8 protein-coding genes are annotated in these 14,115 nt (G+C 54.3%); all 8 read left to right on the forward strand.

Annotated elements, in window-relative coordinates; translation table 11 throughout:
* The first annotated feature begins 43 nt into the window (after positions 1–43).
* On the forward strand, positions 44–838 hold the full coding sequence (locus ACO0K9_RS27145; RefSeq protein WP_422990367.1) for a carbon-nitrogen hydrolase family protein: 795 nt from the start codon (positions 44–46) through the stop codon (positions 836–838).
* A gap of 153 nt (positions 839–991) precedes the next feature.
* Positions 992–2,461 carry a metalloprotease TldD gene (gene tldD, locus ACO0K9_RS27150; protein WP_422990369.1) on the forward strand — a complete coding sequence of 490 codons (1,470 nt, stop codon included), beginning with the start codon at positions 992–994 and terminating at the stop codon, positions 2,459–2,461.
* A gap of 43 nt (positions 2,462–2,504) precedes the next feature.
* Positions 2,505–3,272, forward strand: coding sequence for a cellulose biosynthesis protein BcsQ (gene bcsQ / locus ACO0K9_RS27155; protein WP_422990371.1), 768 nt, complete (start codon positions 2,505–2,507; stop codon positions 3,270–3,272).
* 410 nt (positions 3,273–3,682) lie between these two features.
* Positions 3,683–4,174 carry a cellulose biosynthesis protein BcsD gene (bcsD, locus tag ACO0K9_RS27160; RefSeq protein ID WP_422990374.1) on the forward strand — a complete coding sequence of 164 codons (492 nt, stop codon included), beginning with the start codon at positions 3,683–3,685 and terminating at the stop codon, positions 4,172–4,174.
* 155 nt (positions 4,175–4,329) lie between these two features.
* Positions 4,330–5,103 carry a cellulose biosynthesis protein BcsP gene (gene bcsP, locus ACO0K9_RS27165; RefSeq protein ID WP_422990376.1) on the forward strand — a complete coding sequence of 258 codons (774 nt, stop codon included), beginning with the start codon at positions 4,330–4,332 and terminating at the stop codon, positions 5,101–5,103.
* Positions 5,100–5,867 (forward strand): cellulose biosynthesis protein BcsQ, encoded by a 768-nt coding sequence (bcsQ, locus tag ACO0K9_RS27170; protein ID WP_422990378.1) that lies wholly within the window; start codon positions 5,100–5,102, stop codon positions 5,865–5,867. The genes bcsP and bcsQ (ACO0K9_RS27170) overlap by 4 nt, the downstream gene beginning before the upstream one ends.
* The gene (bcsA, locus tag ACO0K9_RS27175) at positions 5,867–10,408 is read left to right on the forward strand and encodes a UDP-forming cellulose synthase catalytic subunit (protein ID WP_422990380.1); all 4,542 of its coding nucleotides are present in this window, start codon (positions 5,867–5,869) and stop codon (positions 10,406–10,408) included. Before bcsQ (ACO0K9_RS27170) ends, bcsA begins: the two co-directional genes overlap by 1 nt.
* A 238-nt stretch (positions 10,409–10,646) precedes the next feature.
* Positions 10,647–14,115: tetratricopeptide repeat protein (locus ACO0K9_RS27180; protein ID WP_422990382.1), on the forward strand; the 3,469-nt coding region annotated here is incomplete at its 3' end.

Raw genomic sequence — 14,115 nt, forward strand, 5'->3', positions numbered from 1 at the left:
AAATAAGTGGTCAAATAAGCGGGTAAATAAGGAAGAGGGTGAAATGAAAATAGCTGCAATACAAATGATTTCCACACCGGTGGTAGCAGAAAATATTGTTACCGCAAAACGCCTGATGCAAGCCGCTGCGGATGCCGGTGCGAAGCTGTTACTGTTACCCGAATACTGGCCACTGATGGGCTTGCATGAGACCGACAAGGTCAACGTTGCCGAAGAAATCGGCCACGGCAGCATGCAAAGTTTCATGGCCGACACCGCGCGCAGCCTGGGTGTGTGGCTGATAGGCGGCACCATTCCACTGCAAGCGGCAGAGCCCGGCAAGGTCTTGAACACCACGCTGGTATTTAACCCGCAAGGCGAACAGGTGGCGCGCTACGACAAAATTCATCTGTTCGGTTTCAGTAAGGGTGACGAGTCGTATGAAGAGGCACGCACCATTGTTGCTGGTGAGCAAGTCAGTAGCTTTGATGCCGGGTTTGGCCAGATTGCTTTGTCCATCTGCTATGACTTGCGTTTCCCGGAATTATTTCGTGCGCTGGGTACCTGTTCCCTGATCGTGGTGCCGGCTGCATTTACCTACACGACAGGACAGGCACATTGGGAAATTCTGTTGCGCGCCAGGGCCATAGAAAACCAGTGTTATGTACTTGCTTGCGGGCAAGGTGGCAAGCATGTGAATGGCCGCCGCACCTGGGGACACAGCATGCTGATCGACCCCTGGGGCAAGATACTTGCCGTACAGGAAGAGGGTGAGGGCATCGTCAGCGGCGACATCGATGAAGCCCTGATCGCCAGCATACGTGAAAGCCTGCCAGCCTTGCGTCATCGCAAGCTGTAAGCTGCTGCAGAGACGGCCCGTATTGCTCTACAATGTGGCATAGGACTTTAATTTGCCCTGTTTTAGTTTGTAGTACGGCTAGGAGCTGCAACGCAGCTGGGGCGGTTTTGCGTAAGTCCTACTATATTAATTTGTTGTTTTCAGAAGCCATCCATGACTCCATATGATCCCGCTTTAAGCTATCTCGGCATTGCCCGCGACATCCTGCTGACCCCTTTCGGCCTGGACGAATCCAAACTCAGCAAAGTGCTGGCCAGCATGTTCAGCCATAAGGTTGATTATGCTGATCTGTATTTCCAGTTCACCCGCAATGAAGGCTGGAGTCTGGAAGAAGGCATCGTCAAGACCGGTAGTTTTTCCATCGACCAGGGTGTCGGTGTACGTGCCGTGTCGGGCGACAAGACGGCTTTTTCTTACTCTGATGAAATATCTGAACAGGCTTTGCTGGATGCCGCCAAGGCAACCCGCACCATTGCCCGCCAGGGTGCAGGCAAGATACAGGTCGCATCCAGTCTGCAAGGCCTTGAAGGTTTGAATGGTCGTGCCCTGTATCTGCGTGATGATCCGCTGAATTCGCTGGATGCGAATCAAAAAGTGCAGTTGCTCGAACGCCTGGAAAAAATTGCCCGTGCGAAAGATCCACGCATCGTGCAAGTGATGGCCAACATAGCTGGTGAATATGATGTGGTATTGGTGGCACGCAGTGACGGTGTCATCGCTGCCGATATCCGTCCCCTGGTGCGGGTATCACTGACCGTGATTGCGGAACAGAATGGCCGTCGCGAAATGGGTAACAGCGGTGGCGGTGGTCGTTATGATTATTCGTATTTTACCGATGCCCTGCTGGAAAAATATGCAGATGAAGCCGTGAAATCGGCTATCGTCAACCTTGATGCGCGTCCGGCTCCGGCTGGTCCAATGACCGTGGTACTCGGCCCTGGCTGGCCAGGGGTGTTGCTGCATGAAGCCATCGGCCATGGTCTGGAAGGTGATTTCAACCGCAAGGGTTCCAGCACCTTCTCGGGTCGTATCGGCCAGCGGGTCGCTGCCAAAGGCGTCACCGTGGTGGATGATGGCACCTTGCAGAATCGCCGTGGTTCACTGAACATGGATGATGAAGGCAATCCTACCCAGTGCACGACACTGATAGAAGACGGTATCCTGAAAAACTATATGCAGGACACCATGAATGCACGCCTGATGAAAATGCCGGTGACCGGCAATGCCAGACGCGAGTCTTTCGCCCACCTGCCTATGCCGCGCATGACCAATACGTACATGCTGGCTGGCGACAAGGACCCGGAAGAAATTCTGGCATCTGTAAAAAATGGTTTATATGCCGTCAACTTTGGCGGTGGTCAGGTCGATATCACGAATGGCAAGTTCGTTTTTTCAGCCAGTGAAGCCTATATGATAGAAAACGGCAAGATCACCTATCCAGTCAAGGGTGCGACCCTGGTCGGCAACGGACCCGAAGTGCTGAACCATGTCAGCATGATAGGCAATGACCTGCGCCTTGATTCCGGTGTCGGTGTCTGCGGCAAGGAAGGCCAGAGCCTGCCGGTAGGGGTAGGGCAACCCAGCCTGCGTATTGAAGGCCTGACGGTCGGGGGAACGGCCTGATGTCAGCCGCCTTACGCCGCCTGTCGGGGCATGGGGCGCAAGCATGATCGTCATTGCTATTGTTTCTGCCAAAGGCGGTGTCGGTAAAACCACGATTACCGCCAATCTTGGTGTCGGGATGGCGCAGCGCGGTTTGCCCGTCACCATTCTTGATCTTGATCCGCAAAATGCCATGCAATGGCATCTTGGTGGGCTGGAGCCGGGTGATACCAACGGCATCAGCCTGCTGACAGCCGCCCGCGCCAAACTGATGGACGCCTGTTACACCAGCCCTTTCGGGGTTGATTTTTTGCCGTATGGCAATGATGGCGAAGCCCAGCGCATACGCTTTGAACAAGTGCTGGAAAAGCAGGACACCTGGCTGCGCAAAAAACTGCAGGCCGCCAAGTTGCCAGACAATGCGGTGGTCTTGCTGGATACGCCACCAGGCCCCTCGGTCTATTTGCAGCAGGCCATCCATGCAGCCGATTTTTTGCTGGTCGTGGTTCTGGCCGATGCCGCTTCCTATTCCACCTTGCCAGAAATGGAAGAACTTATTTCCACATATGGTCAACGCAGCAACGCCGATGTGGGTTCTGCCTACATCGTCAATCAGGGTTCACAGCGACAACTGGCACAAGACGTGCTTACGCTGATAGCAGATCGTCTTGGTGATCGCATGGTGCCTTTCATCGTGCAGGAAAGTCCGCAAGTCGAAGAAGCATTGGCGTATGAACGGCCAGTGCTGGAGTATAAGCCCGACAATCCTGCCTCGCAAAGTATCCAGAAAATCATTGACTGGTTGCTGACCGGCCTCAACAAGCAGCGCTGATCGCAAGCAGGCATGGTCGCGGAATGATCATGCAGGGCGTGCAAAACCAGACGCATCTCAAGATCAGGTTGACCTGCATCGTTCCGGTTTGGCCGCGACGATTTTTTGGTGATGGGCGACAGTTTTTCTGTGTCGTGTGTGTGGCACATGCGTGACGAGATAAAAGAAATTTTATGCAAATAAAGCCCAAAATAAGCGGTTTTAGCGGCCCAATTGTAAAAATGGTATGCAACAAGTATAAATAATTATAAATCCTTGATTTGCTTATAAATTGTTGACATTTCTTTATTCAGTTTGACTGGACTGCCGATGTTCGCGAGTGGTAAAGTCGCAACGAATCAACACTCTCCAAGGTTTGCGTGTCACGATACAAGCCAGAGAGAGAAAGTCAACGCAAGGGCGCACTGAGTATGTCTACAAATAATCTTTCTTATTACGAAGAGCACCAGTGCTCAAACCAATGGCGTGCTTTTCTGTCGGCGTTTTCTGCCGAATTCGCATCCAAGGTTGAACCCAAGGATTTGCGCGCATTCATGTATCAAATGGGACGCACCATGGCAAGCGGTTTTAATGTTGCCGATGGCAGCAGCCTGCAGGCACTCGAAGCATGCATGAACCAAGTATGGTCAACAATGAACTGGGGCTGGGTAGAGCTGGTGGAAGAAGCCGACGCACTGGTAGTGGCCCACCACGCGTCTCCATTGAAAGTGGCATTTGGCGCAGGTGCATTGAGCTGGTCACCAGCTTTGCTGGAAGGAATGTATGCACAGTGGTTTGAAACCCTGGGCATGGACAAGTCCTTACGTTTATCACAGCGTGAAGGTGCGTTTGAAGACGGACAGTTATTTGTTTTTGATTTAAAGAAGCAGCTTGAAGAACCGACGTATTTCACACGTCGTTGATTTTTTGAGTAACAGGATTTACGCAAAGCCGTTCAGCCGTAGCATGACATTGACGATCGTTGGCGTAACAGGCAACACGTCGGCATGCTCAAGGGCGATTTTGCGTAAGTCCTCAGTAAGTTGGCACAGCAGGAATATGGGGGCTGGTGACTATTATGGATGATGACGTAAAAAACCTTTTTCAAAAATTCGGGCAAACCACAGACTCTTACCGCGAAATCAACCGCGATGCAGATAGTGAGCAAGCCCGGCAGCGTTGGCCGTTACTGCGCGATGTGCATGTGAATGGGGCACCGACACCAAAACGCACCCATGCGCATGAACCGGAAGTCGCCGTTCCAGGCACCGCCCAGACCGCTGGCATGTTTAATCCCGCAAGTGCAAAAGCCAGCGCCAAACCGGCAAGTGCCAGGCAAATCACGGCAGCAGCACCAATGCCACCAGCAGCGACTACACCTGCTGCGGTCAAGGCAGCACCCTTGAAACAGATACTGGCCAAGCAGCATGTGAACGATGCCGAAGTCGAGGATGTGGCAGCACCAGCAAGCTTGGCACCAGCATTCATGTCCAGGAACATGCAGACAGCACAGCGTGAAGTGGCGCATGCTGCAGCCAAGGCGGAAACGCCGGCATCCAGCCTGTTTGCCCAGCGTCAGCCGGTTGCCAGCGAGCCGCCGAAAACACGTGCACCTGCGCCAGCAATGGCACCAGCCGTTGCACCAAACGTGACACCAGCAGCACCAGCAGCAACGTCGGTCCTGCAGGCTCTAGGTGGACGCCGCAGCGCTGCACAGCCACAGGAAGGTACAGCGCCTTCCAAAAATGTGCCTGTGAGTGCCGTGTTTGATCGACTGGCTGCCAAGCCGGAAGAAGAAAAGCCGGTTGAGACGGGCGTCAATTCATTTTTTAAAAAAATATTTAAACCATGAGGGTAGTTGCCGTTATCTCTCCCAAAGGTGGTGTAGGAAAAACTACGGTGACTGCCAATCTGGCAGCGTCCCTGGCGCGGCTGGGGCCGCGTATCACCATACTTGACCTTGATCCGCAAAATGCACTCAGACTGCATTTCGGCATGGCGCATGATGATTCCAGTGGTATCGCCCAGCAAGATGGCATAGACGGTAATTGGGCAGATGGCTTGTTTGAAAGTGCCTATGGCGTTGATTTTCTGCCGTATGGCAGTGTCGATGAAAAGCAGCGTGCCGTATTTGAACAGGATATCAAGTCCGACCCGCACTGGCTGGCAAAACAACTGGCGTCATTGCAACTCAGTGACAATAGTGTGGTGCTGATTGATACCCCGCCTGGCCCCAGCATTTATTTGCAGCAGGTATTGAGTGTGGCGAATTATGCCCTGGTGGTGTTGAAGCCGGATGCGGCATCGTATTCCACCATACCATCGATAGAATCGCTGATTGAGTATTACTGTAGCGAGCGTAGCGACTTTGAAGGCTACTGCTATTTGTTGAATCAGATGGATGCTGCCAAACAGTTGAGCCGTGATGTATTCGGCATGTTGCGCAACAGTCTGGGCAAGCGTTTTATCCCGATCACGATACACCGGGATGAAGCCGTCAGTGAAGCCCTGGCCTGTCAGACGCCAGTATCTTATTATTCACAGCACTGTTCGGCCACGCATGACGTGCAGGAACTGACGATGTGGCTGCAAAAGAATTTCAGATTGGTTGATTAATGCGCTCAATACTTGATTCCAGATATCTCTATGGTCGCCTGAATGACCTGGGGCGCGCCATGGTCAACTGGCCCGGCTGGGAACACAAGTTTTCACGCTTCTTAGCTCTGGTGGTTGCTGTGTTCCTGTACTGGACCAGTATCAGCATCCCGCTGGAACTGCCTTTGCAAACCCTGTTTTCCATCGTCATTTTTGGTACGGCGATGTATTTGCGTCGTTATACGGGAACCCTGATTTCACTGGTGATGGTGATGTTTTCCATCAGTGCCACCAGCCGCTATATCTACTGGCGTATCACCTACACCATAGGTACTGAAAACATCATTGACCTGTTTTTTGCGCTGGTACTGATCATGGCGGAAGTGTATGCCTGGCTGGTGCTGTTGCTGGGTTACCTGCAGACCGCCTGGCCACTGAAGCGCAAGCCGGTGATGATGCCGGCAGATACCTCGTCCTGGCCTACCATTGACCTGTTCATTCCCAGCTATAACGAAGACCTGGCCGTGGTCAAACCTACCGTGCTGGCGGCGATGGGCATAGACTGGCCCAAGGACAAACTCAATATCATTATCCTGGATGATGGTCGTCGTCCGGCCTTTGCCGAATTTGCTGCATCGGTGGGGGTACAGTGCTTTACCCGTGCTGATAATAACCATGCGAAAGCCGGCAATATCAATGCCGCCCTCAAGCGCACTACCGGGGATTTCGTCGCCATCTTCGATTGCGATCACATGCCTACGCGGTCGTTCCTGCAATATACGATGGGCTGGTTTTTGGTCGACCCCAAGCTGGCCATGGTACAAACCCCCCATCATTTCCTGTCGCCCGATCCGTTTGAACGCAATTTGCAGACTTTCCGCAATGTGCCCAATGAAGGTGAATTGTTTTATGGCCTGATACAGGATGGCAATGATTTGTGGAACGCGACTTTCTTTTGCGGTTCGTGCGCCATCCTGCGCCGCACTTACCTGGAAGAAGTCGGCGGCATCGCGGTGGAAACGGTGACTGAAGATGCACATACCGCCCTGAAGATGCAGCGTCGTGGCTACAACACCGCTTACCTGGCCTTGCCGCAGGCCGCGGGTCTGGCGACCGAGAGTCTGTCTGCCCACGTGGGGCAGCGTATACGCTGGGCGCGTGGCATGGCGCAGATTTTCCGTACCGACAATCCCTTGCTCGGCAAGGGGCTCAGTTTTGGCCAGCGACTTTGTTATAGCAACGCCATGCTGCATTTCTTTTATGGCCTGCCGCGCATGGTGTTCTTGCTGGCACCACTGTCGTATCTGTTTTTTGAAGTGCATATCATCAAGGCTTCGGCTTTATCGATTGCGGCCTATTCATTGCCGCATCTTTTGCACGCCAACCTGACCAACTCGCGCATACAGGGTGCACACCGGCATTCCTTCTGGGCTGAAGTGTATGAGGCCACGCTGGCCTGGTATATCTTCCGCCCCACGCTGGTGGCGCTGATCAATCCCAAGCTGGGTAAGTTCAACGTGACAGCCAAGGGCGGTCTGGTCGAGCAAGAGCATTTTGACTGGACCATTTCCAAGCCCTACCTGATCATGCTGGGCGCGAACGTGCTGGGCTTCTTTGTCGGCTTTGGCCGCGCATTGTGGTGGAACAGCTATGAGCTCGATACCGTCATTCTCAACATGCTGTGGACCATCTATAACCTGGTGATCCTGGGTGCTACGCTGGCCGTGGCGACAGAATCAAAACAGGTCCGGCGTACCCACCGGGTCAGGGCGGTGCTGAATGCCACCCTGCGCCTGAACAATGGCCATTCTATCGTTTGCCAGACCGAAGATTTTTCCATGGGCGGCATGTCCTTCCGGGTACCGGATGGTTTCAATATGCAAAAAGACGAAGAGATGTCGATTTCCCTGTATGGCACGAATGGCGAATCGGTATTCCCTGCCAAGACCGTCTTCTTCAAGGGTAATCTGCTCAGTGTACAGTTTGCGCCGCTGGATATGCAGCAGGAAATGGATCTGATCAATTGCACCATCGGCCGCGCTGATGTCTGGCTGAGTTGGTCAAATGACAGGGATGTTGATCATCCACTTACAGGGCTGAAAGAAATCGCCTATCACAGCATGCGCGGATTTTCACGCTTTGGTACCAGCATCAAGCAATATATCGGGGAAAAAACAGAACATATGAACAAAATAAATGAGGTTCCCATCGTGAAAAGCATCGCCAAAAGTCTACGGGCAAAGTTGTCGCGCAAAGGCAGCACCACGGCACTGGCCATTCTCTGCGGTTTAGCAGGTGTCATGCACAATGATGATGTGCTGGCCAAGTCCAAACGCGCCAGCAGCGCCAGCGCCGAAGCCGTCGCCAGCGAAAAAGTGGCGATCGATGATCTGGTGCAGCCCATCGTCGCACCCACTGGCCAAAAGACCTATAACATCAGCCTGAAAGACATGGTCGGGGTTGGTTCCAGCATAGAATTACGCGGTACCGAAGGTGAGCGCTCTTTCCCCTTTACCGTACGCAGCGATGAAGTGATTACTTCTGCCAAAATCCGTTATGGCATCGCCTATTCGCCAGCGCTGTTGCCAGACCTGTCGCATATCCAGGTACTGGTGAATAATGAATTGGTCAGTGTGGTACCGCTGCCAAGGGAAACTTCAAAAGGTATCGTGCGTGAAGACGTGATTGACCCGCGATATTTTGCCGACTTCAATCAACTCAGCTTCAAGCTTATCGGCCATTACACCCGGGATTGTGAAGACCCGTATCACTCCAGTTTATGGGCCAAGGTCAGCCATACCTCGAATCTGGAATTGACCGTGTCACCACTGACGCTGGCGAATGACCTGGGCATGCTGCCGGCCCCCTTCTTTGATCGCCGCGACAACAAGTTGCTGGAACTGCCTTTCGTCATGCCAGCCACGCCATCGCTGGATATCTTGCGCAATGCGGGTGTCGTCGCTTCCTGGTTTGGTCATCTGTCTTCTTATCGTGGTGCGCGTTTCCCTATCGAAACCAGCGCGCTGCCGATTGGCAACGCGATTGTATTTGCGACCGCCAATGAAGCACCGGCCGGTATCAAATTGCCCGCTATCGCTGGCCCTACCCTGGCCATCATCCCCAACCCCGGCAATGCCAAGGCAAAACTGTTGCTGGTGTTGGGCCGTGATACAGGCGAGCTGAGGATTGCTGTCCAGGCCCTGACCATGGGCCAACTGGCCTTGTCTGGCGACAGCGCCCTGATCAAGAACCTGAAAGAAATCGACCCACGCAAAGCCTATGATGCACCGAAGTGGCTGCCGACTGACCGCCCGATCAAGTTTGGCGAAATGGCCGCGCCACCAGCGCTGCGCGTGAATGGCCTGACACCGGACATCATCAAGGTGAATTTGCGGGTTGCCCCCGATCTGTTCACCTGGCAAAAAGAAGGTGTACCGATTGATTTGCGCTATCGTTTCACACCACGCCCTACGGTCGACAAATCGACGCTCAACATTGGTATCAATGATGAATTCGTGCGTTCGCTGCCGCTGTCTGGTGGCCAGGTAGAAAAAGGCAAGATCAAGGAATCGGTCATGCTGTTCTTCAAGGATGGCCAGCGTTTCGCCCAGGAAGATATCCAGGTGCCGACTTTCCGTATCGGTGCAGAAAACCAATTGCAGTTCCATTTCTTCTACGACTATCCAAAACAGGGTGCGTGTAAGGATGTGTACCTGGACAATGTACGTTCTGCGATAGACCCGGATTCCACCATCGATTTTTCCAATATGCCGCATTATGCTGCCATGCCTAACCTGGCTTACATGGCCAATGCCGGCTTCCCGTTCACCCGCATGGCGGATCTGTCCCAGACTGCCATCGTGTTGCCGGACAGGCCAAATACGCAGGAAATGGAATTGTTCCTCAACGTCATGGGCCGTATGGGCGAATCCACGGGTTATCCGGTGTTGAACAATACCCTGATACGCAGCGGTGAAGTCGACAAGCACAGCGACAAGGATTTCTTGCTGATTGGCACTAGCGGCAATCTGCCACTGCTCAAGCAATGGTCCAAATACATGCCCATGAGCATGGATGAAAATGGTAACCGCCTGCAAATTCCTACCGGCTTCCTGCGCCTGCTATACCGTTGGGCAGGGCGTGACCTTGATAACATCGAACGCCATGCCGGTGAAATGCTGGCCAGGACCGGCAATTCTTTCGGTGCCATGATGCAGTTTGAATCTCCTTTGGCTAGCGGTCGCAATGTGGTCGTCATGACGGCAGGTGATTCTGCCAGCCTGGCCGACCTGTCTGTTGGCCTTAACAAGGCAGATTTGCGCAGCCGTTTCCAGGGTGACCTGGTATTGATCAAGGGTGAACGCGTTGCCAATGTACAGATCGGTGATACCTATTATTCGGGCAGCCTGCCACTATGGACCTGGATCAAATGGAATCTGTCGTCCCAGCCTTTCGTGATGATCATTTTCCTGATGCTGGCATCGCTGATTGCTGCCACCATGCTGTTCCGTTTCTTGCGCAAGAAGGCGGCATCACGTCTGACACTCGGCGACAAAAAGTAATCAGGCCGGGCTGATGTGGTCGTGATAAAAAATGCCGGGTGATGTACCCGGCATTTTCCTGTTTTGCTGATTCAGCATTGGTAGGAATGAGCAGGAATGAACTAGGGAAAAGACAGTGAAAACCCTGCCACCATCCCAGCGATGCGCAGGCAGACAAATGACAGACACTTATTTGATTTCAGGCTGGATTGGCCTGGAAGGTCGTTAGGGGACATCAATGGTCTTAAAGAAAAAAGCGATGGCATTAACGCTTTTGTCGGTTTTTTTTGAGTGCGGTAGTGCGCACGCAGATTCCCCTTTGACACAGCAATTGAAAGAGCAGGCGCAGTTCTGGCAGCAACGTGGTCGTGACGATAATGCAGCCGATACCTGGCGCAAACTGCTGAAGGTGGACCCGGCCAATATCGACGCCCTGATGGCGCTGATTTCGCTGGAAACCAGGGCCGGCAATCCAGAACAGGCCAAAACCTATTTCGCCAAATTGCGCGGTACCCAGGCCAGCTCTGCCCAGATACGCAGCGCCGAACAGGCACTGCGCGGTGGTAAGTCAGATGGCGTGGGCCAGCTCGATAATGCGCGCAAACTGGCACAGCAGGGTGATGCTGATGGTGCCGTAGATGCCTTCAAGCAAATGGGCGACCCCAGCAAACTCAAGGGGGAAGCCGCTTTTGAATACTTGCAGGTACTGGCCGGCACCAATGCCGGTTATGCCGAAGCCCGCAAGGGGCTGGAAAAACTCAGCCGCGAGAATCCTGTCAATACCAAATATGCCCTGGCCTATGCCAAGGCGCTGACCTATCGTGAACCATCGAGGCCAGAAGGCATGAGCCTGCTGGAAAACCTCAGCCATAAACCCGATGTTGGCAAACAGGCGGCAGAATCCTGGCGCCAGGCATTAAGCTGGATGGGCCTGAAGCCAGAAAACGCCAAATATTTTCGCGCCTACCTCGATAAACATCCAGACGATCAACTGATACAGGAAAGACTGGCCAGCCTCACCAGGCCAGTGAGAGCAGAACCAGTAAAAGCAGAGCCGGCGAAAACAGAAGCAGCGAAAACAGAACTGGCAACCGAGGCAGGTGCCAAGTCAGCAAAAGAAAGCAAACCTGTCAAGGAAGCCAAACCTCCCGCTGCACCCAAGGTGGTAGAAAACCCGATAGAGAAAAGCCGGGTGGCCGGTTTCAATGCGCTGGAAGCGAATGACCTGGAAGCGGCCAGTACCGAGTTCCAGTCGCTGATCAAATCCTATCCAAAAAACCCGATCGGCTATGGCGGCATGGGCCTGGTCAAGATGCGTGAAGAAGAATTTATCGAGGCCCGCGGCTTCTTGCAAAAAGCAGTCGACCTGTCGCCCGGCCAATCCAAGGATCAATGGCGTAAAGCCTATGAAGATGCCAGTTACTGGGCCATCGTGGCCGAAGCCAGGACCGCCTTTGAAGACGGTGACAGTGCCAAGGGCATAGGCTTTTTGCGCAAGGCCATAGAATTGAATGGCACCGAACCATCCGGTATCTTGCAACTGGCCGATGCCTTGCAGGCAGAAAACGATCTGACCGGGGCCGAAGCCAATTACCGCCGCGTGCTGAATGCCGACAAAGAGAATTTGCGCGCACTCGACGGCCTGATCGGCGTACTGGTACTGCAAAAACGCCTGGCAGACCTGGAAGCACTGATCCCCTACATGCTGCCGCGCCATATGGCGATTGTGGCGAACCTGAAATCAGAAGAACTGGCCAACAAGGCCAAAGCGGCAGAAACTGCCGGTGACCTGAACACCGCCCAGCAGGCTTACGAAGATGCCATCATGGTCAAGCCAGACAATGCCTGGCTGCGCATGGCACTGGCCCGCCTGTACCTGAAGCGTGATATGCCGGGGCAGGCGAGGGCACTGGTGGATGCACTGGCCAATGTAGAAAATGCCGACCCCGAAGCCCTGTATGTCAGCGCCTTGCTGAGCGAGATGCAACAATACTGGTGGGAAGCCATGCAAACGCTGGAACGCATACCGCCGGCTTCGCGCAAGAAAGAAATGGTGGACATGCAAAAGCGCCTGTGGATACGGGTGCAGATTGACCGCATCACCTTGTTGAACCGCAAAGGCAATCGCGATGCCGCCAGAAGCATACTCGCCAGCGTGGAACCGGTGGCTGGCAATGACCCTGAATTTACCGGCACCATGGCCAACCTGTACATACAACTGGGTGATAACGAACGCGGCTTTGCCATGATACGCCAGGCGGTGCAGAACACGGCCAAGCCATCCGCTGGCTTGCTGCTGCAATTTGCCAGCACCCTAATGCAAAGCAATCAGGAAGCCGAGCTGGAAGCCGTCATGCGCCGCGTTGCCGCCATGCCGAATCTGAGTGAAGAAGAAATTCACTCTTTCGGACAATTGCAACGCGTACTGGCCATGCGCTATGCCGAACGCGCGCGCGAGGCGGGCGATTTCGCCAATGCCTACAATTACATACAGCCCTTGCTGATCGCCAATCCGGATGACAATGCCTTGCTGCTGACGCTGGCGCGGATTTATACGGCCTCGGGCGATGCAGCGTCGGCCCGCGACATTTACCAAAAGGTACAGCAAACCGATCCGGAAAATCCTGAAGTCTTGCAGGGCCTGGTATATGCCGCCATGGAAGCGCGTGATTTTGCCAATGCCGAACGTTATCTTGACGTGCTTATGGATGCACAGCCAAATAATCCGCGCTATCTGGCCCTGGCGGGCAATGTCGCCCGCGCCAGAGGCAGTAACAGCCGTGCCCTCGATTATTTCAAACAGGCTCTGGCGCTGGAACGTGTGCAAAAAGCGGAAATGGGAACCGGCCCGAACGGCCTGCGCCTGGTGGATACGGCACAGGCTACCAGTGTCACCAGCAACTTCAAGACCAATCCGTTTGCTGACGGCAAGACCAGTGCCGCTGGCCCGGCCAATGCGCCAGCCAATGCAGCAGCTAATGCACCATCACGTGGCCCGGTATTGAAAGAAGTGCCGGTCAGCGGCAATACCGTCAACCCCGGCACGGGTGGTGCCGGCGTGTACAACACCGGTATTTTTGCACCGGTAGGCAAACCCCTGACACCATCCACCAGCGGCGCAGCATCGGCGACCGGGGCTGCTGACGCGACCGGCAAAAGCATACCAAGCCTGCCGACTTTGCAGGCGGTTCCGGCTGCAGCAGCATCGCCAGCATCCCCAGCCTCACCAGCTGCACCAACTGCAGCGCCGCCATTGCCATCCGTACCCAAGTTGCAGGCAGCACCAGCCAGCAGCCCTGCTGCCGGCGCACCCGATAGCAAGCCCGTCACCACGCCACCTGCCAAGGCAGGCGGCGCACCGGCAGAGCCCAATAGCGGCATGACAGATCGTTACAGCAACGGTGCCAGCATGCTGGGTACGTATCCTTCGCAACAGCCAACCCAGGTAGCACAGTATGTTGCGCCGGGCACGCCGTATATTCCACCCAAAGTCAGTTATACCGCCGCGCCTTTGCCGGTGCCGCAGCAATATGCGTCGGGAAATGCTGCAAGTGGAGCCAACACCCCCACTGCTGGCAGCATAACCACCGCCCGCAAGCTGGGCAAACCTGGCCAGACAACGAATGTCAGTCCCGAAGAAGCCGCCTTGCTCAAAGAAATCGACGCCCTCAACGAGTTGAACCACAGCCAGATCAGCGTCGAAGTGGCAGGGCGCGCACGCAGTGGAG

Source organism: Undibacterium sp. Ji50W, from assembly GCF_049340445.1.
In the GTDB taxonomy this organism is placed as follows: domain Bacteria; phylum Pseudomonadota; class Gammaproteobacteria; order Burkholderiales; family Burkholderiaceae_D; genus Undibacterium.

Excerpts from the sequence above, each read along its gene's own strand:
- ACO0K9_RS27145 (WP_422990367.1), top strand. The coding sequence starts at position 44 with ATGAAAATAGCTGCAATACAAATGATTTCCACACCGGTGGTAGCAGAA.
- tldD (WP_422990369.1), top strand. The coding sequence starts at position 992 with ATGACTCCATATGATCCCGCTTTAAGCTATCTCGGCATTGCCCGCGAC.
- bcsQ (WP_422990371.1), top strand. The coding sequence starts at position 2,505 with ATGATCGTCATTGCTATTGTTTCTGCCAAAGGCGGTGTCGGTAAAACC.
- bcsD (WP_422990374.1), top strand. The coding sequence starts at position 3,683 with ATGTCTACAAATAATCTTTCTTATTACGAAGAGCACCAGTGCTCAAAC.
- bcsP (WP_422990376.1), top strand. The coding sequence starts at position 4,330 with ATGGATGATGACGTAAAAAACCTTTTTCAAAAATTCGGGCAAACCACA.
- bcsQ (WP_422990378.1), top strand. The coding sequence starts at position 5,100 with ATGAGGGTAGTTGCCGTTATCTCTCCCAAAGGTGGTGTAGGAAAAACT.
- bcsA (WP_422990380.1), top strand. The coding sequence starts at position 5,867 with ATGCGCTCAATACTTGATTCCAGATATCTCTATGGTCGCCTGAATGAC.